The sequence below is a fragment of the Streptomyces angustmyceticus genome (assembly GCF_040701845.1).
GTDB classification, from domain to species: Bacteria; Actinomycetota; Actinomycetes; order Streptomycetales; family Streptomycetaceae; genus Streptomyces; species Streptomyces angustmyceticus_A.
This window is the reverse complement of the sequence record NZ_JBFBHQ010000007.1, coordinates 197222-215844: the sequence shown is the minus strand read 5'-3', so window position 1 is coordinate 215844 and position 18623 is coordinate 197222. Positions and strand designations below refer to the sequence as shown.

The window sequence follows — 18623 nt, the reverse complement described above, 5'->3', positions numbered from 1 at the left end:
GGTCCCGCGTCGGGCCGGGTCCGGGGCCCGCGGCCGGGTCCGGGGCCGGTCAGGAGGCGCGCGGGAAGCTGACCTCGACCCGGCGGTTCTTCCTGCGGCCCGCCTCGGTGCCGTTGTCGGCGATCGGGTACTGCTCGCCGTAGCCGCGGATCTGGAAGCCGACGGACGAGCCGAGGTCCTTGGCGAGTTCCTCCTGGACGGCGTTGGCCCGTTTCTTGGACAGGACCAGGCCGTGGCTCGCCGAGCCGAGGTTGTCGGTGAAGCCGAAGACCCGCAGGTTGGTGGCGTTCTGCTTCTTGATCTCCGCGGCGATGGTGCCGATCCGCGACAGCGCGTCCGACGACAGCTCGGCGCTGTCCTTGTCGAAGAGGACCTCCGCCTGGAGCGAGAAGGTCACATTGTCGTTGGTGTCCTGGCGGCGCTCGGAGCCGTCGTCGGTCTCGACGATGGACTTGATGTTGAGGACCTTGGAGGGGGCGAGCTTGGCGCCCTGCACCATCCGCAGGTCGGGGTCGCCGGGGTCGATGCGGACCGGGGGGCTGGAGTCCTCGGTCAGGCCCGGCGGGTCGGCGTGGGCGGCGGGGACCGTCAGCGCCGCGGTCAGCAGCAGGGCGACCGCGGCGGTGACGGCCGTACGGGGCGCTCGGCGCGCGCGGGCTTCTCGGGGCATCCGGTTCGCGGTCATCGGTACCCGCTCAGTCCGTGATCTGCACGCTGGCGGGGGGCATGGTCGGCAATTGGAAGTCGACCTGGGTCACCTTGGCGGGCGGCGCCGGGAACTGCGCGAAGATCGGGCGGCTGGCCCCCGGCATCAGACCGCTCAGGCCGGTCGTGCACAGGCATTCGCCGTTGGTGTCCCGCAGCACCAAGTACCGCTTCTTGCCCGCCTTGTCGACGAGGGTGGCCCCGGAGATGGACGAACGGGAGCGCAGCTCGGTCTCGTTGGACCGCCAGTCGATGGCGTTGAAGGCGCGGTTGCCGTGGTTGGACACCGTGCCGTTGACGGTCACGAAGCCGCCGGAGTCGCGGACGACGGAGTGCAGGGTGACGACCACGCCGTCCGGCCCCTTCATCTCGCCGATCACCTTGTCGGAGTCGGCCGCCGGGCTGCCGGGGCCGCTGTCCTTGGGGGCGGTGCTGCGGACCGGGGGCTTGTCGCCGTCCGTCCCCTTCGCACCGCCGCCACCACCACAGCCGGCCACGACCAGAGCCAGGCCGACAGCGCTCGCCATGGCGACCGCGCCCCTGGCGGCCTTCGTGGTGCGCCGAATGCTCATTGGATGCGATTCCTTTGATCGTCGTCTGGTCGTCTCGGTGTGCGGGTCGGGGTGCGGGGGCGGCCGGTCATCGGGCGAGGCGTACGGAGAAGAGGTCGGCGGCGCCGGGGAGGTCGCTCAGGTCGTCGGGGTCGAGCGTCCAGTGCTTTCCGTCGCAGGTGAGGTCGAGGGGCGCGGCGTCGTCCTTGCCCTTGCCGTCCTTGCCGTCCTTGCCGCCACCGTCGCCCTTGCCGTCGGGCCCGTCCGGGCCGTCCTCGGCGGGGTCGAGGGTGCAGCGGGGCGCGACGACGGACTTCGCCCCGGCCTCGGCATGGGTGCTCTTGGTCATCGGGATGACCGAATCGCCCACGGGTTTGCGGGTGGTGACCTCGACGGCGAAGGAGGTGGGCCAGGAGCCCGGGACGCAGCCGGCACCGGAACCGGAGCCGGAGAGATCGGCGTCGTTGCGTCCGGCGAACCAGCCCGCGCTGGCGCAGGCCGGCCCGGACTGCGCACCGCGGGCGTTGAGCAGGTCCTTCCAGGCGGCCGGGTTGCTCTCGTAGCTGCCGTCGCGGACGCCGCGGAGCAGGTCCTCGGTCAGCAGGTCGCGGTACTTCTGGCCGGCCGCGAGCGCGGCCGCGTCGGCGGCGGTCTGGGCGCCGTTGCGGCTGGCCGCGGCCTGCCCGACGGCGAAGAAGGCGAGCGCGAGAAAGAGCAGGCCCCCGACCGCCACGATGTAGAGCGGAAAGGCCTGTCCGGCGTCGCGCCGGCGGCGCACTGCGGTGGCCGGCACGAGCGCGACGGCAGCGGCGGGGCCTAAATGCCGACGACGTCGGAGATCTTGTTGGCGATGGCGTTGGCGATCTGACTGCCGAAGTCCGTGGTCGACAGGACCAGGACGATCGCCACGACCACCGCGATGATGCCGAGGTACTCGATCGAGGTCTGTCCCCGGTCGTTCCCCAAAATACGCTTCGCCATCGTGTTCCCCTCCATGGGCGGCCGTACCGCTCTGGTCCGGCTGGTCTGCCCCCGTGATGCCGGCGCGGTCGACCGCGCTCACGACACGAGAAAAGTACGCCGGAACAGCGTGCCCGGAACAGGGATTCCTTACCCAATCCTCATTTCGGATCACAGACGGCGGGCACAACGGCGCATTTCGGCCACTCAGTCGCACCCCACCCACCCCCGTTCCCCCTTCGGAACCATGCCCCGTGCCCCTGCCCATGTGGACCGGGCGGCCCGTCCGCACCATAGTGCGAGCGAAACCGTCCGCCCACCCACTGTGACACAACTCGTTGCTCGTGCGAAGGAGTTGTCGGGAAGCGAGCGGTGCAGCGTCCGCATCCGGCCGGGCACGGGCCATCGGCGCCGAGCGCGGCCGTCGCAGGGGCCCGAACGCCCGGGGATGTGCACCCGCAAGGGTCGTCCGCCGGGTTGACGGCCGCGGGCCCGGGCGGCGCGGCCGGCGGCCGCGGGGCCGGGCCGGGTCGTGCCGGGGAGCTCCGGCGCCGGCGCCCCGCTCCCGGCCGGGCGGCGCCGGGCGGCCGGCGGCGGGGCCGGGGCGGGACGGTGTGGCACGGTTCACTTCCCCATCAGCGAGCCGAAGTTGGTGCCCGAGCCCAGGAAGAACCCCGCGATGAGCAGGATCATCGTGGCCGGAACCATAAAGGTGGTGACGACCATGGTGGCCTTGGGGACCGCGCGGGCGGCGCGGCGCCGGGCGTTCTGGGCGTCGGTGCGGCGCATGTCGTTGGCGATCTGGATCAGGGTCTCGACGATCGGCGAGCCGAGTTCCTCGCCCTGCTGGAGGGCGGTGACGAACTGGGCGACCTGTTCGGAGTCGTTGCGTTTGCGCAGTTCCTCGAAGGCCGCGCGGCGGCTGACGCCCATGTCCATCTGCCGCAGCGTGATCCGGAGTTCGTCGGCCCACGGACCCTCGTACTTCTCCGCGACCCGGTCCAGCGCCTGACGGAACCCCAGGCCCGCGCTGACCACGACCGCCAGGACGTCCAGGAAGTCCGGAAGGGTGCGCTCGATGGTGTCCTTGCGCTGGCGGATCGCGGCCCAGATGCCGACTTCGGTCCAGAAGAGGCCGAAGAGCACCATCAGGACGCCGAGCAGCGGCTGCCCGCGCAGGAACATCACCAGCGCGCCGACGAATCCGAGGGCGCCGTAGACGGCGCGCCGGGCGGCGTACCGGTCGACGGTCAGCCCGCCGGGGTTGCCGGCCAGGTCGATCCGCCGGCGGACCCGGGCGGTGCGCTTGTCGCCCATCAGCCGCAGCACCAGCGGCGCGTAGCGCATGCCGGTGCGGTCGACGGCCGAGCCGACCACCGTGGTGCGGGTCGCGCCGACCTCCAGGGACAGCGCCAGGTCGGGCGGCAGCCGGGCCTCGCGGCGGTAGAGCGCGACACCGCAGCAGACGCCGGCGACCGAGAGGGCGAAGGCCGCGGCCAGCAGAATTCCGATTCCCATTCCTGTTCCCCTGGGGACACCGATGCCGGTGCCGGTAGCTAGACGTCGATCTTGGACAGCCGGCGGATGAAGAAGAACCCGAGCCCGTAGAGGACGAAGGCCGCGACGACCGCGAGCTGGCCGAGGAAGGAGGAGGTCATCCGGTCGATGGCGCCCGGGGCGATCCGGTTCATCAGCAGCAGGGTGCCGATGCCGAGCAGCGGGACGACATAGGCGGTGACCACGACCTGGGAGAGCTGGGTGCGGACCTCGCGGCGGGTCTCCTTGCGCTCCTCCAGGGTCTTGGTGAGGTTGCGCAGCGAGCCGACGACCGTGCCGCCGGCGCGGTTGGAGAGCACCAGGGTGGTGACGAGCACCACCAGTTCGCGGGACGGGAGGCGCTCGGCCAGCTCGCCGAGCGCCTCGTCGACGGAGTGGCCGACGGAGAGCTTGTCGGAGACCTTGGCCAGCTCCTCACCGGCCGGCGCCTCCAGCTCCTCGGCCGCCATGGCCAGCGCGGTCCGCAGGGCGAGCCCGGCCTGGGTGGCGTTGGCCAGGATCCGGGAGAGTTCGGGCAGCTGGTTGATGAACCTCTCGATGCGCTTCTGCCGCTGCCAGTTGAGGAAGGCGAACGCCGCCCAGACGGCGACCAGCCCCGCGATCGGGCCGAAGAAGGGGGCGAGGGCGGCCTGCGCGACCAGCCACAGCGCGAGGACCGCGCCGAGCATGTAGACGAAGAACTCGCCGGGGGTGACGTCCAGGCCGGTGGCGGCCAGCCGCAGTTCGAGGCGGCGGCCGAAGCGGGTGCCGCGCAGGGCGCGGTCGACGGACGGGAAGCGGCGCCGGCGCCCGTCGGACGGCAGCCGCCGCTCGTCGTCGAGCCGGTCGACGACGGCCTGGCGCTGGGCGCGGCCGGTCGCGTACGTCCGTACGCCGGCGATGGCGAGCACCCCGCACAGCACGGTGGCGCCGATGGCGAGCAGGGCGAGGTCGTTCCCGCCGGTCATGACAGGGCCTTCCGGGTGGCGAGTTGGGCGTCGTCGGTGGCGACGCCGAAGGCGGGCGGGGTGGGCTCGCTCGCCATGAAGAGGCGTTCGGCCACCCGGCGCGGCAGCGGGAAGTAGCGGAAGCGCCCGTGCACGATGCGGTCGGCGCCCATCGGCTCGGCGTCGAAGCGGCAGACCGTCGCGATCCGGTAGTCCTCGTGGCCGCGTGAGTCGAGGATGGCGACCTCGCTGATCCGGCGGGAGCCGTCGGCGTGCCGGGTGAGCTGGACGATGCAGTCGACGGCGCTGTTGATCTGGTCCCGCAGCGCCTCGAAGGGGATCTTGACGTCCGACATGGAGGCCAGGGTCTGCAGCCGCATCAGGGCGTCCTCGGCGCTGTTGGCGTGGACGGTGGCGAGCGAACCGTCGTGGCCGGTCGACATCGCCTGGAGCATGTCGAGGGTCTCGCCGCCGCGCACCTCGCCGACGATGATGCGGTCGGGGCGCATCCGCAGGGAGTTGCGCACCAGGTCGCGGATGGTGATCCGGCCCTTGCCCTCCACGTTGGGCGGCCGGGACTCCAGCCGGATGACATGGCTCTGCTGGAGCTGGAGTTCGGCGGCGTCCTCGACGGTGATGATCCGCTCGCCGTCCGGGATCAGGCCGGACAGCGCGTTGAGGAGGGTGGTCTTGCCCGCGCCCGTGGCACCGGAGACCACCACGTTGAACTTGGCCCGCACCAGCCCCGCCAGCAGCATCAGCATCTGCTCGTCGAGCGTGCCCATGCCGATGAGTTCGGCGAGGGTGTAGGCGCGCGGGAAGCGGCGGATGGTGAGGGTGGCGCCGTTCAGGGCGAGCGGCGGGATGATGACGTTGACGCGTTCGCCGGACGGCAGGCGGGCGTCGACCATCGGATTGGACTCGTCGACCCGCCGGTTGACGGTGGAGACGATCCGCTCGATGGTCTGCATCAGCTGCTCGTGCGAGGCGAAGCGCACCGGCAGCAGCTCGACCCGGCCGGCCCGCTCGACGTACACCTGGTCCGGGCCGTTGACCATGATCTCGGTGATCGAGGCGTCCTCCAACAGCGGTTCCAGCACGCCGAGGCCGAGTGCCTCGTCCACCACCCGGCGGATGAGCTGGGCGCGTTCGGCGGTCGAGAGGACGGGGCCCTCACGGCTGATGATGTGGCCCAGGACGCGTTCCAGCCGACCGCGGCGCTCGGCCGCGGCCAGCGAGGACATCTCGGCGAGGTCGATCTCCTCCAGGAGTTTGGCGCGGTAGACGGCGACCATGTTGCCGTCCTGGCGCGCCTCGCCGGCCGGCTCGGGTGCGACGATCCGGGCTTTCAGGCTCATCGCGGGGGTGCTCCTTCGTACGTGTCCACGGCGGGGCCGGGGCCCAGGGCGCGGGGTTCCTGCGGGCGGGGCATGGTGGCGCTGCGGGAGGCGGTGCCGAAGTCGGCGACGCCGGGGACGATCGAGGGGATGGTGACCCGCACCGTCGCCCGGACCGAACCGCCGCCGTCGCCGCCGCCCACGGTGATGCCCGCGTCGACCCAGTCGCTCATCGCGGCCCGGCCGGCGGCCGCCGGGTCGGGCGGGTGGTCGGTCTCGTCCATCGAGGCGGTGCGGGCCGCGGCGCGCGCTCCCGTACCGGCCTGCTGGACGGCGAACGCCGCCAGCCCGAGCTGGACCACGGCCAGCCCGACGACCAGCAGGATCGGCAGGAAGCCGAGGAACTCGATGGACACCGTGCCCCGGTCGCGGCCGTGGCCGCGCAGCCGGGCGGGGAGCCGGAGCCGGAGCCGGGGCGCGGCGAACCGGGGCCGGGCGGGGCCGGGGGACTTGGCGGCGGCCCGGGGCCGGGCCGGCGGGCGTACGGCGCTCACCGGGGGTCCTCCTGCGCGGCGCCGGCCGAGCCCTGCGCCGGCAACGAGAAGCTGCCCGCGCCGGGGAAGAGCACCGGGACCTCGATCCGGACCTTCGCCTTCCACACGCCCCCCGCGGGGCTGCAGGCGATGGTGGCGCCGCCCCGCCAGGAGCCGGGCAGTTCGGCCTCGGCGGCGGCGCGGCAGGCACCCGCGCCGCCGCCCTCCGTGGCGGTGCCGGCCCGCGCGCCCCGGTCGGCGGAGTGGGCGGCGAGCGCATACGCGTAGCCGACCAGCACCAGCTGCCACAGCAGCGCGAGGACCACCAGGATCAGCGGGAGCATGCCCATGAACTCCACGGCGACCTGCCCGCGGTCGTTGCCGCCCAGTGGGCGCCGCACCGCTCAGCCCTCCTCGTACGGACCGGCCGGATCGAACGGACCCGGGCCGCCGGCCGCCGCCGCGGGGCCGCGCCGGGCGCCGAACCGGAGGCCGGACCCCGACCCGCCCCCGGAGGCCGGCCCCGGTGCCGGACCCTGACCCGTCCCCGAGCCGGGAGCCGCCCCCGGCGTTATGGCCTTGCGCCTGCGCCCCGTCAGCGTCGGGCGCGCCCGGTGGCTGCCCCGGCCCTCCCGCCGTACGGCCGGCGACTCGACCAGGCCGAGCTCGCCCGCCAGCGCCCACAGCGCCTGGCGGACCGTCGACCGGCCGTCGAGGTCCTGCATCCGGCCGGCGTCGACACAGGGCTGGAGCTCCTTGAAGGCGGCCGGCACATGGGTCCTGGCGACCTGGGTGCCGGTGGCCTTGGCCACCAGCGGCGGCTGGATCTCGGTGTTGCGGGTGAGGCGGTTGACCACGGTCGTGGTGTCCTCCGCCTGGCGGATCTGCAGCCGGTCCCACAGCCGCACCTGCCGTTTGGCGGCCCGTACGGCCACCACGTCCGGAGTGGTCACCAGCAGGGCCACATCGGCGAGTTCGACGGCCGCGGCGTTGGCGGACTGCATCTGGGAGCCGCAGTCGACCAGCACCACTTCGTAGCGGGCCCGCAGCGCGCCGATGACCTGGCGGGCCGCCCGGTCGTCGACCTCCTCGCCGCGCTCCCCCTCCTCGGGCGCCAGCAGCAGCCCGAGCCCCGTGTGGTGGTCGTGCACCGCGTCCTGGAGCACCCGTACGGAGATGTCCGCGATGCCCGCCAGGTCGGCGATCGAGCGGCGGAACTGGACATCCAGGTAGGAGGCCACATCGCCGGACTGCAGATCCAGGTCCACCAGCGCGACGCTCCGGCCCGCGGCCCGGGCGGCCAGCGCGAGCTGCACGGCGGTGACGGTGGTGCCGACCCCGCCCTTGGCGCCGGTCACGGTGACCAGGGTGCCCGTCGGCCCGGGGGCGGCCTCCGGGCTGCCCCCCAGGTGCACCCGTACGCCCGCCGACCACTGGGCGGCGGCCTGCACCCGGGCGGCCAGCTCGTCGTAGCCGAGCGGCAGTCCGACGATGCCGCGGGCGCCGGCGTCCATCGCGGCGGAGAACAGCGCGGGCCCGGCGTCCATGGTGATCAGTACGACGCCGACGGCGGGGAAGCGCAGCGCCACCTCGCGGATCAGCTCCAGCGCCGGCATCGGCCCGATCCGCTCATGGACGAGCACCACCTCGGGCAGCGCCTCGACGGCGGACGGACCGGCCGCGGGCGCGCCGCCGGGGGAGGCGCCCGCCCCCTGCGCGGCGGCGCCGGCCAGCGCGTTGAGCAGCGCGGTGGAGTCGGCGACGGCGGGTGCGGGATCGGCGTCCGGCAACTGGTTGAGCAGTGAGGACACCGCGCGCGCGGCGTCCGGGTCGCCGACCGCCGGGAGGATACGGATGGTCACCTGGGCCTCCGGGTCACTTGTCGCCGTCGAGGGTGTACGTGCGCTGACCGGGCGGGACGGTGGCCTCGCTGCCGGGCGCGAGCAGGGCGAGCCGTACGTGCGAGGCGAACGACTCCGCGTACGCGACCCGTTGGGCGTCCTGGGTGTTCAGCGCGAAGGTGATCGGGACGGCGTCACCGGCCGGCCGGCCCGCGGTGGTGTCGCCGGGGTCCTTGGCCTCCAGCGGCGTCAGCTTGCCGACGTCGATCACCTGGGCGCCGGAGACGATCACCTTGGAGACCGGCTTGTCCTCGGGACGCTTGCCCTCGAAGGTGGCGTAGATGTTCACCCGGGCGCCGGGGTTGATCTTGCCGGCCACCCCGGTGGCCGCGTCGATCATGATGGCGATCTCCTGCTGCCCGGCCCGCAGCGCGGGCCGCTCGACGATCATGTCGTCCTGCAGCAGCGACCCCTTCTTCAGCGGTGTCACCGCGATCCTGCCGCTGACCTTGTCGAGATCGGTCACGGCAGTGGGCGGCAGCCACCGCTCGGGCATCTTCACCTTCTCGAACTGCCCCGGATCCAGCGCTTTATAGGCCGCGACATCCGTTTTCAGCCGGTACGCCGTCGTTTCGGGACCGACCTTGGACTCGACGTTGTTGATCACCGACAGTACGCCGACGAACGCGCCGACCGCACAGAGAACCGACAGGAGCAGCAGGATCACTCCGCGGCGCTGGCGTGAGTTCATGGGGGAGGGACCTCGATCGGGACGGGGAGAGAGGGCGGGCGGGGTGGACGGGCGGGATCGGGCGAACCGGCGGGCGGTCGCCGGGCGGTGACGGCCGGGGGCGGCCGCCGGGCTCCCGGTCGGCAGGGGCGGGGGCACGGACGGCCCGGGTGGGCTCAGCGCACGCGGGCCACCGTCCGCGGGGTGCCGGGGACTTCCGGCCGGCCGGACAGGTCCGGGTACCCGGGGTGCTCCGGGGGCCCGGCGAAATCGGGGTGGCCGGGCAGGTCCCACTGGCCGGGGGTACAGGGGCCGTCGGACGCGTAGGGGTTCCCCGGCACGGGCCGCCCGGACCCGTACGGGTTCGCCGACGCGCCCGCGCCGCCCGCGTTGAGATCCGGCCCGCGGACGTCCCACTCCCCCGGTGCGTCGGGCCCGTCACCTCCTGGGTCCGACGCACCCGGCACACCGAGCACACCGGCCACACCGGGAGGCGCCACCGGCGAGAGCCCGCGCTCGCCCCAGGGCGAGGCGGGCGGCCCGGGCGGCGGCGAGGCGGGAGCGACGGGCTGCTCCCCGGGCCCGCCGGAGGCAGGGGCGGGGGGCGGTGGGGCGGTCGGAGCCGACGCCGGCGGCGGGGCCGGAGCCGACCCCGGAGCGGACGCCGCCACAGAAGCCGGAGACGGCACAGGAGCCGGAGACGGCGTCGCGGGAAGGGCCTGCGTCGTCGCGCCGCCCGCCCCCGTCCGCTGTTCCGGCCCTCCTATGGCCGCCGGCTCCTGGCCCGAGCCGCCACCCCCCGCCGCCCGCTCCCTCGTCAGCGGGGACCGGCAGAACGCACAGTGGTCGCCGAGGAGTTCCAGGCCGCACCAGCCGCACTCGGCACGCCGTACCGAGGCCACCAACTGCCGCAGGACGGCCACATCCGGTATGGCCGCCGCGAATTCGATCAGCTTCTGGGTCCCCCACCACCGGGCGGACTCGTCCGGCAGCCGGGCCTCGAACACCCCCTGTACCCGCCAGGCCGGGGCGAGCGCCCCGGTGACCCACTCGGAGGTGAGCTGGCCGCGGGCGACCGCGAGCTCCGTGGCGAAACCCGGTGCGGGCAGCCCGGCCTCGGTGCTGTGCCGGTCCAGGTGCAGCAGTTGGGGCCCGGGGTGCGCCAGCACCGCGAAGTGCGCCCCGGGAAGCCACGACTTCACATGGGCGCGCAGGTCGACCTCGATGCGGTCCAGGCCGCTGACGCTGCCCAGCAGGGCGCCGGCGTGCAGGTAGTGGGACAGCAGCCGCGCGGCGCTGGCCAGCACGCCGGGGGTGAACTCGCACAGCGACAACTGCCGCAGTTGACGGGCGAGCAGCGCCACGCCCAGCGGCGGCAGGGGCAGCGGCACGAGAGCGATCCGGTCGCTCTCCAGGACGGCGCGCAGGGTGTGCATCCGGCGGACGTGTTCCGGCGGGCAGGCCGAGGAGTACAGCACGACGAGGTGGCCGTGGTGCTCCAGGACGGCACTGGTCTCCGTCAGGGCGTCGTCCAGTGGCTGGAGTTGCGGGGCCCGGAGGACGACGGCGGCCGGGGTCTGCCGGTCGGTCGCGGGCAGCGCGAGGTCCGGGCTGGTGACGGCAATCGCGGTCGGCACGTCGCTCCCCCACTCCCTCCGGCCGCCGGGGGCCCCGGGACCGCGGATCGGCACAGCTCTGCGCCAGAGGCGCCATACGCTCAGCACTTTATCCACAGAGATACGCCCGAGAGAACACGTTCTGGGCTACTCGTCATGACCATCACCCGGTAGGGAAATGGCGTGTACCGCCCGCACGGCGCTCGGCGGAACGTCCGCCTCCGGCAGAACTCTTGACAGATCACGGGCCGGACCACGCGCTACGGCAGGCACAGGGACGCCACGTCACCGGTCCCGGCCCGCATCCTCGCCCCCCTCCACCGAACCGACCGGGCACCCCGCGCGCTCGGCCACGGGCCCGCACCGGGCCGCCGGCCACGGCTCCACCGGCGAATTCAAGGCAGATATCGCCGCGGAGCAGGCGGGGCCGGCACGCCGGTTGCCCCTCTGCGGGACGGCGGAGGCACACCACCGCCCTGCGGCAGCCCCGCACACCACCGGGTCCCGCGCACCCCGTGCACGGGACCCGGCGTCGCGCCTCACGTCATGTCACCTGCGGGTGGCCGCCGGCTTCGGCAGCGTGCACCCGGCCGCGCCGAGGTCCAGCTTGTTGCCGACGCCGAAGCACTTGGGTATCCCGTAGGTCTCCTCGGCGTAGTTGGTGCCCTGGTGCACCGTGACGTTGCCGTTCTCGTCCACCTCGCACGGGTTGTTGACGGTGCACCTCTCGCCGTCCTCGTTGCCCGTGTTGTTGATGGCCGTGACCTTGCCGGTGGCGTTGTCGACCACCGGCGACCCGGACGTGCCGCCGATCGTCTTGCACTGCGGGGTGTAGCGGACCGAGTCCTTCCAGCTCCAGCCGCCTTCCTTGAGGGTGGGCACGAAGCCGTCGATGTTGCAGGTGTAGATCTTCTTCCAGTAGCCGGAGACCACGCTGATCGCCGCGCCCTTGACCGGGTGGTCGGTGGCCAGCTCCAGCGCCTTGATCCCGTACTTCTGCTCGATCTGGGCGTAGGTCGAGGAGGTCTCGTAGAGCGTGACGTCGGTGTCGGTCATCGTGGCGTACGCGACCTTGGTGGCCCTGATCGTCCCCGCCCGGCCGGCCGACTTGTCGAGGAGGGTGAAGCTGCGGCTGGACCGCTGGTCGACGATGACCTCGCCGGGGTCCGGCATACCGCTTTCCAGACAGTGGCCGTTGGACATCACCAGGGCCGGGTCGTTCGGCTGCGAGGTGGGCATCCGGACGACCGAGCCCGAGCAGTTGCTCAGCGCGACGGTGCCGGCGAAGTCCACCGCCTTGGTCCGCTGCTGCGAGGGGTGCTGCGGCGAGAGGTGGCGCTGTGCGTGCGGCGCCCCGTGCTGCGGCGCCGCGTGGGCCGTTCCGACGGTGCCCACCAGGGCTGCGGCTCCCAGCACGGCCGTGGCCAGGGAGCCGACGAGAGGTCTGTTCATGTGGGGGTCCTCTCCGCTTATGTCGCCGAAGCCCCTTCGGGCACCTTCGGCTTTGTCGTGCGCATTGTTGGCTCCACGGCCCGAGGTGGCAATCAATTCAGCGGAAACGATGGGAAGTTGCCGGGACCATCCGCTACGGAACGCCCCATCGGGCGGCCCCGTATCTGGCCGTACGACGCCTTGACCCGGCCATGCCAACGCGCCACTCTGACGCCGTCGCTTCGCTCACACCCCACAGGAGACCGCATGCGACCACGTCTCCGCGGCGGACGGACCACCGTCCTCGCCGCGCTCCTCTCCCTCGCGCTCGCCGCCCCGATCGCGGCCGCCCAGGCACAGGCCGCCCCCTCCGGCGAACCCGCCACCGGCACCGCGGCGCACTCCGAACTCCCCCATCAGTACGAGGTGACCGGCCTCGCCACCGCCGCACAGCGCACCGCCCTCACCGCGACCGGCGCCACCATCGACGAGGTCCACGGCCGGAAGGTCGTCATCACGGCGAACCGCGCCCAGGCCCGCGCCGCCCGCCAACTCGGCCACACCGTCCGCAGGTTGCCCGACCCGCCGGCCACCGGGCCCGCGTCACCCACCGGCACCCGCGTCAAGGACTTCCCCGCCGGCTACACGAAGTACCACACCTACGACGAGGCCACGAAGGAGATCGACGCCCTCGTCGCCAAGTACCCGGCCCTCCTCAGCAAGCAGGTCATCGGCACCTCCCACGAGGGCCGCGCCCTCCTCGCCCTCAAGCTCAGCAAGAACGTCGCCCAGGACGAGGCGGAGCCCGAGGTCCTCTTCACCGCCCACCAGCACGCCAGGGAACACCTCACCGTCGAGATGGCCCTCTACCTCCTGAACGAGTTCACCTCGAAGTACGGGACCGACCCCCGCATCACCAAGATGCTCGACTCCCGCGAGGTCTGGATCGTCCCGGACCTCAACCCGGACGGCGGCGCGTACGACATCGCCTCCGGCTCGTTCCGCAGCTGGCGCAAGAACCGCCAGCCCAACACCGGTTCCCGCAACATCGGCACCGACCTCAACCGCAACTGGGACTTCAAGTGGGGCTGCTGCGGCGGCTCTTCGTCGAGCACCTCCTCCGAGACGTACCGCGGCGCGTCCCCCGCCTCCGCCCCCGAGGTCCAGGTCGTCTCGAAGTTCGTCCGCAGCCGGATCGTCGGCGGCAAGCAGCAGATCAAGGCCGCCATCGACTTCCACACCTACAGCGAACTCGTCCTGTGGCCCTTCGGCTTCACCGACGACGACACCGGCACCGGCATGACGCAGGACGACCACGACGCCTTCGCGACCATCGGCAAGGACATGGCCGCCACCAACGGCTACACCCCCGAGCAGTCCAGCGACCTGTACATCACCGACGGCTCGATCGACGACTGGCTGTGGGGCGACCAGAAGGTGTTCGCCTACACCTTCGAGATGTACCCGTCGTCCTTCCTGGGCGGCGGCTTCTACCCGAAGGACTCGGTGATCCCGAAGGAGACGTCACGGAACAGGGAGGCGGTGCTGCGACTCCTGGAGATCGCGGACTGCCCGTACCGGGCGATCGGCAAGGAAGGGCAGTACTGCAAGGCGAAGTGACCCCGCACCGGCCCACCGAAGAGCGCCCGGCCCGGTCCCGCACCGGCGCCGGGCGCCCGTCCGCCGTTCCCCTACGGGGCGTTAGAGCAGGTGGTCGGCCTTACCGGCCTTTATCTCGCGGATGAGCGTGCGGAGGGCTTCGCGGGTATCGGTCACGTAGGCGTCCTCGGCACCCGCTACAGCGATGTAGGCGTTGCCCTGGCCATCGGTTCCTACACGGAAGCAGTTGTTGCCTTCGCCGCAGTAGGGCTCTTCCCAGCTGATGTCTCGCATGGTGACCTTCCTAGAGTGAGCGCTCGACGTTACGGATGAAGTCACGCGAAGCCGGGACCGACAGCGCCGCGTTGTCCATCCAGTCCAGATGGGCGCGGTACTTCGCGAGCTGGGCTTCGGCGTGCGTGAATTCCGGGCCATGGGCAGAGTCCAGTTGCACCGTGTCGAGCTGGGGTACGACGCCTCCGGCGTACAGGAGAGCATGTCCAGCTCCCGGGAACGCGCCCGCATCCACCGGGAGGACCCGCACGTCGACTCCCTCGCGTTCCGACGCGTGGCACAGATGCTTGAGCTGATGGCGCATGACGTCGGCTCCGCCGAACCTCATCCTCAGCGCCGCTTCGTGGACGTACGCCACATAGGTGAGAGACTCAGGCCGCTCGAAGACGTTCTGGCGCTCCATACGGTGGGCGACTCGCAATTCGATTTCGAGTCGTGCCGGCGGCGGCAAGACGGCGGTGAAGACCGCTCGGGCGTAGTCCTCGGTCTGACACAGCCCGGGAACGTGGACCGTCTGCGTGGTGCTGATGCGTGCGGCATGCCATTCGAGCTCCGCAATGTCCAGCAGCCCTGCGGCGAGCGTGCCCCGGTACCGCTCCCACCAGCCGCGCTCCCGGTTCGCCGCCATGTCGACCAGAGCATCGACGTACGACTCGTCCGGGCAGGCGTAGTTGCAAGCCAGAGTACGCACACGATCAGGGGAGACCGGCCTGATGCCGCCCTCCATGTTGGAGATCCGCGTCCGGTCGATGTTCAACAGCCCCGCGGCGTATTCGGTGGTGACTCCGGCAGCGATACGCATCTTGCGTAGCTCGGCACCAAGTCGCTGCTGGCGCACCGTTGGTGTGCTCCTGGTCGGCATGCAGTCCCTTCCCGCGCGGTGGTCGAGGTCAGTCTGCCTCTGCGCGGCCACGCCAGTCCATCACAGGTGGGGGTAATTACCCCTTAAGCAAGTAGACACAGTGCCAGACACTCCCTACAGTCAGTAACGCAACGCTCACGCTCCACGCAGTCGGAAGCGCATCGCGCGAGCCTGCCCGCATTTCCTCCTGCCCTGGGAGGGGCAGGTCCGCGCCAGGGAGACAGGCCACCGGCTGCTGCACATCAACCACCCGCGTTCACAAGGGAGTTGTTATGCCCACAGCCCTGTCCGTCTGCCCGCACCCCCTCGACACTCGCACACCTCGCGTGCCGGAGAACCTGACCTACAGCCTCACGCTTCCCGCCGCGCTCGCCAGTCCGGCCGTCGCACGGTCCGCCGCCCGTACGATCCTGGAAGCGCACGGCCTGCATGACGTAACCGCCGCCGCGACCCAGGTGATCGGTGAACTCGCCGCCTCTGCTTGCCTGTTCACGCCATCCGACAGTGTCTATCTGTCGCTGCGCTACCGCGATGACGCGCTGCGCGTCTGCCTCTACGACGGGCATCCGCGCCATACCCACCGGCGTCTCGCAGCGGCCTGTGACGGCAGGCGGCGGTCTCTGCTTCTGCTGCTGGCCTGTGTGATGCACGCCTGTGACGGTGAGTGGGGGTTCGGGGAGTCGTCTGTCCCCGGGGACGGAACGCGGTTGTGGGCGGTGCTGCCGCGCGAGGGGGCACGGGCGTACGGGCGCGCGGCGTGATGCCGTTGGGGCACCCGGTGCCGGGCGCCCCAACGGCGTACGTACGAAGGCGGGAGCCGCCCACCGGGGCCTACACGACCAGGCTCACCAGCGCCGCCACCGCGAATCCGGCCACCGAGAGGACGGACTCCAGCACCGTCCAGGACTTGAGGGTGTCGCGTTCCGTGATCCCGAAGTACTTGGAGACCATCCAAAACCCGCCGTCGTTCACATGCGAAGCGAAGATCGAGCCGGCCGAGATCGCCATGATGATCAGCGCGAGGTGGGCCTGGGACATGCCCTGGCCCTCGACGAGGGGGACGACGATGCCGGCCGTGGTGACGATGGCGACCGTGGCCGAGCCCTGGGCGACGCGCAGGACGAGGGAGAGGAGGTAGGCGAGGACGATGACCGGGAGGCCGACGTTGTGGAAGGTGTCGGAGAGGGCCGTGGCCACCCCGCTGCCCTTGAGGACCGCGCCGAAAATACCGCCGGCGCCGACGACCAGGATGATGTTGCCGACCGGCTTGAGCGAGGCGGTGGAGACCGTCTCCAGGGACTTGCGGGACCAGCCGCGGCGGATGCCCAGCAGGTAGTACGACATCAGCAGGGCGAGGGTCAGGGCGACGAAGGGGTGGCCGAAGAACTCGATCACCGAGCGGCCGGTGGAGGGGGCCAGGGCGATGGAGGAGAAGGTCGCCAGGAGGATGAGGAGCAGCGGGGTGCCGATGATGGTGAGGACGGTGGCCAGGGGAACCGGTGCCTCGTCGGGCGTGCCGCCGGCCGCCGCCTTCTCCGCGGTGACCGCGGCCTTGGCCTCGTCCGCCGCCTCGACCATGTCCTGGGGGACGGGGACGAAGAGGCGCTTGCCGATCCAGGCCGCGTAGCCCCAGGCGGCGAGGACTGCCGGGATGCCGCAGAGGATGCCCATGAGGATGATCCAGCCGAGGTCGACCTTGAAGAGGCCGGCGGCGGCGACCGGTCCGGGGTGCGGCGGCAGGAAGGCGTGGGTCATGGACAGGCCCGCCAGCAGCGGCATGCAGTAGAGGAGGACCGACTTTCCACTGCGCTTGGCGGCGGCGTAGACGATCGGCGCGAGGACGAAGATGCCGACGTCGAAGAAGACGGGGATGCCGAAGATCAGGCCGGTGAGTCCCATGGCGAGCGGTTCGCGCTTCTCGCCGAAGAGCCGCAGCAGCCGGGAGCTCAGGACCTCGGCGCCGCCGGAGACCTCCAGGATCGCGCCGAGCATGGTGCCCAGGCCGATGATGATGGCGACGTGGCCGAGGATGCCGCCCATACCGGTCTCGATCATCGAGACGGCGTCGGATTTCTGGACCGTGCCGAAGAGTTCGGTGACGGAGAGGCCGGCGGCCAGGCCCACCGCGATGGAGACCGTCAGCAGCGCGACGAACGGCTGCAGCCGGACCTTGATGATCAGGACGAGGAGCAGGGCGATGCCCAGGGCGGCGACCGTGAGGAGCCCCGCGGTGCCCGGTATGAGGGCGGGCAGTCCACCCGTATGGGGTGGTGGTGGCGGGGTGGCGGGCGTGGCGGCGAGGAACATGGGGTGACTCCGTTGTCAGGCAGGGGCGGGTCCCGGGAGGTCCGGAAAGTCCCCTGGAAGGCATCTCCAGGCAGGGGGGACCGCGGCACGGCGCCCCGTCGGTACGGGGCGCCGTGCCGTGCGGCGAACAGTGCGCTCGGGGTGGCGCTAACGGCAGGCGGAGCAAGGGTTCTTCGGCCTCAGCTCAGGACGGCGAGGGCGTCGATCTCGATGAGCAGGCCCTTGGGCAGCCCGACGTAGACGGTGGTGCGGGCCGCGGGGGCCTCCTTGAGGCCCTGCTCCTCGAAGTAGGCGTTGTAGATCGCGTTCATCTCGGCGAAGTGGTCCACGTCGGTGAGGTAGACGCGGATCATCATCGCGTCGTCCCAGCTCGCGCCGCCCTCTTCGAGGATGGCCTGGACGTTGGCGAGGGTCTGCAGGGTCTGCTCGCGCAGGGTGGGGCCGGCCGGGGTGGGGGCCTGGCCCTCGACGGCGGGGAGGAAGCCGACCTGGCCCGCGACCTGGAGGATGTTGCCCTTCTTGACGCCGTGGGAGAACTTCGCGGGCGGAGTGGTGTGGGTGGCCGGGGTGAGCGCGATCTTCTCGGTCATGGTGTTCAGGCTTCCTGTACGGGACCAGTGGTTACTGGGGAATGGCGGTTCCGGAGTACTCCCGGCTGATGGTGTCGGCGGTGCGGCGTACCAGCGGGAGCAGTGTGAGGAGTTCCTCGGCGGTGACGACGACATTCGGCGCGGAGACCGACATGGCGGCGACCAGGCGGCCGTCCGCGCCGCGGATGGGTGCCGCGACGCAGTTGATGGACTCCTCGTGGCCACCGAGGTCGGTGGCCCAGCCCTGTTCGCGGACCTTGGCCAGTTCGGCGAGGAAGGCCGTGGCGTGGGGCGTCGAACGGGACGTGTAGAGGGGGTAGTCGAGCTTCTCCGCGAGGGCGCGGCGCTCGGGTTCGGGCAGGTCGGCGAGGAGCAGCTTGGCGACCGCGGCGACGGTGATCGCGACGGGCTTGCCGATCCGGGAGTACATCCGTACCGGGTAGCGGCTCTCGACCTTGTCGATGTAGAGGACCTCGTTCTCCTCGTGGACGGCCAGGTGGACGGTGTGGCCGCACTTCTCGTTGAGTTCGACGAGGTGGGGGTGGGCGATCTCGCGGACGTCGAGGTTCTCGACGGCCTGCTGGGCGAGGTTGAAGAGCCGGGCGCCGAGGCGGTAGCGCTGGTCGGACTGGCGGTAGACGAGGCCGTGTTCGTGGAGGGTGCGCAGCAGGCGGAGGGCCGTGGACTTGTGGACGCCGAGGCGGTCGGCGACCTGCCCGAGGTCGGCGGGCCCCTCGGCGAGCAGCGGCAGGATGCTCAGCGCGCGGTCGACGGTCTGGCTCAT

Annotated in this window: 20 protein-coding genes; 2 read left to right on the top strand and 18 right to left on the bottom strand. The window is 71.8% G+C overall.

Annotated elements, in window-relative coordinates:
• Positions 1-49: 49 nt before the first annotated feature.
• From AB0411_RS18825 to AB0411_RS18765, 13 genes are all read right to left on the bottom strand, one after another.
• The gene (locus AB0411_RS18825; protein WP_403146992.1) at positions 50-685 is read right to left on the bottom strand and encodes an OmpA family protein; all 636 of its coding nucleotides are present in this window, start codon (positions 683-685) and stop codon (positions 50-52) included.
• Between the two features lie 10 nt (positions 686-695).
• On the bottom strand, positions 696-1277 hold the full coding sequence (locus tag AB0411_RS18820; protein WP_366418407.1) for a hypothetical protein: 582 nt from the start codon (positions 1275-1277) through the stop codon (positions 696-698).
• 67 nt (positions 1278-1344) lie between these two features.
• Positions 1345-2049 carry a pilus assembly protein TadG-related protein gene (locus AB0411_RS18815; RefSeq protein WP_366418406.1) on the bottom strand — a complete coding sequence of 235 codons (705 nt, stop codon included), beginning with the start codon at positions 2047-2049 and terminating at the stop codon, positions 1345-1347.
• 23 nt (positions 2050-2072) lie between these two features.
• Positions 2073-2237, bottom strand: a complete 165-nt coding sequence (locus tag AB0411_RS18810) for a membrane protein (RefSeq protein WP_018089307.1) — start codon at positions 2235-2237, stop codon at positions 2073-2075.
• A gap of 603 nt (positions 2238-2840) precedes the next feature.
• A complete protein-coding gene (locus AB0411_RS18805; protein ID WP_366418405.1) occupies positions 2841-3734 on the bottom strand; it encodes a DUF5936 domain-containing protein in 894 nt (297 codons plus the stop codon).
• Positions 3735-3772: 38 nt separating this feature from the next.
• Complete coding sequence (locus AB0411_RS18800; RefSeq protein ID WP_366418404.1) at positions 3773-4720, bottom strand: type II secretion system F family protein; 948 nt, start codon at positions 4718-4720, stop codon at positions 3773-3775.
• Positions 4717-6057 (bottom strand): CpaF family protein, encoded by a 1341-nt coding sequence (locus AB0411_RS18795; RefSeq protein WP_366418403.1) that lies wholly within the window; start codon positions 6055-6057, stop codon positions 4717-4719. Before AB0411_RS18795 ends, AB0411_RS18800 begins: the two co-directional genes overlap by 4 nt.
• Entirely contained in the window at positions 6054-6590 is a 537-nt protein-coding gene (locus AB0411_RS18790) for a TadE/TadG family type IV pilus assembly protein (protein WP_366418402.1), read from the bottom strand. The genes AB0411_RS18795 and AB0411_RS18790 overlap by 4 nt, the downstream gene beginning before the upstream one ends.
• On the bottom strand, positions 6587-6970 hold the full coding sequence (locus tag AB0411_RS18785; protein WP_366418401.1) for a TadE family protein: 384 nt from the start codon (positions 6968-6970) through the stop codon (positions 6587-6589). The genes AB0411_RS18790 and AB0411_RS18785 overlap by 4 nt, the downstream gene beginning before the upstream one ends.
• A 3-nt stretch (positions 6971-6973) precedes the next feature.
• On the bottom strand, positions 6974-8431 hold the full coding sequence (locus AB0411_RS18780) for an AAA family ATPase (protein WP_366418400.1): 1458 nt from the start codon (positions 8429-8431) through the stop codon (positions 6974-6976).
• A gap of 13 nt (positions 8432-8444) precedes the next feature.
• Positions 8445-9161: a Flp pilus assembly protein CpaB gene (cpaB, locus tag AB0411_RS18775; protein ID WP_366418399.1), complete on the bottom strand. Its 717-nt coding sequence runs from the start codon at positions 9159-9161 to the stop codon at positions 8445-8447.
• A 155-nt stretch (positions 9162-9316) separates the two neighbouring features.
• Positions 9317-10777: a hypothetical protein gene (locus AB0411_RS18770; RefSeq protein ID WP_366418398.1), complete on the bottom strand. Its 1461-nt coding sequence runs from the start codon at positions 10775-10777 to the stop codon at positions 9317-9319.
• Between the two features lie 528 nt (positions 10778-11305).
• Complete coding sequence (locus AB0411_RS18765; RefSeq protein WP_366418397.1) at positions 11306-12208, bottom strand: S1 family peptidase; 903 nt, start codon at positions 12206-12208, stop codon at positions 11306-11308.
• Between the two features lie 246 nt (positions 12209-12454).
• On the opposite strand from AB0411_RS18765, the gene AB0411_RS18760 reads away from it, so the two are divergent.
• Entirely contained in the window at positions 12455-13807 is a 1353-nt protein-coding gene (locus AB0411_RS18760; protein ID WP_366418396.1) for a M14 family metallopeptidase, read from the top strand.
• Positions 13808-13888: 81 nt separating this feature from the next.
• Here the strand turns inward: AB0411_RS18760 and AB0411_RS18755 are convergent, their stop codons facing one another.
• Positions 13889-14080, bottom strand: a complete 192-nt coding sequence (locus AB0411_RS18755) for a hypothetical protein (protein ID WP_366418395.1) — start codon at positions 14078-14080, stop codon at positions 13889-13891.
• 10 nt (positions 14081-14090) lie between these two features.
• Positions 14091-14942 (bottom strand): helix-turn-helix domain-containing protein, encoded by an 852-nt coding sequence (locus AB0411_RS18750; RefSeq protein ID WP_366418394.1) that lies wholly within the window; start codon positions 14940-14942, stop codon positions 14091-14093.
• A 272-nt stretch (positions 14943-15214) separates the two neighbouring features.
• Here AB0411_RS18750 and AB0411_RS18745 point away from each other — a divergent pair, with 272 nt between their 5' ends.
• Positions 15215-15703, top strand: coding sequence for an ATP-binding protein (locus AB0411_RS18745; protein ID WP_403146974.1), 489 nt, complete (start codon positions 15215-15217; stop codon positions 15701-15703).
• Between the two features lie 70 nt (positions 15704-15773).
• Here the strand turns inward: AB0411_RS18745 and AB0411_RS18740 are convergent, their stop codons facing one another.
• From AB0411_RS18740 to AB0411_RS18730, 3 genes are all read right to left on the bottom strand, one after another.
• Positions 15774-17249 (bottom strand): GntP family permease, encoded by a 1476-nt coding sequence (locus AB0411_RS18740; protein ID WP_366418392.1) that lies wholly within the window; start codon positions 17247-17249, stop codon positions 15774-15776.
• Between the two features lie 179 nt (positions 17250-17428).
• On the bottom strand, positions 17429-17839 hold the full coding sequence (locus AB0411_RS18735) for a RidA family protein (RefSeq protein ID WP_152104541.1): 411 nt from the start codon (positions 17837-17839) through the stop codon (positions 17429-17431).
• A 31-nt stretch (positions 17840-17870) separates the two neighbouring features.
• The gene (locus AB0411_RS18730; RefSeq protein ID WP_366418391.1) at positions 17871-18623 is read right to left on the bottom strand and encodes an IclR family transcriptional regulator; all 753 of its coding nucleotides are present in this window, start codon (positions 18621-18623) and stop codon (positions 17871-17873) included.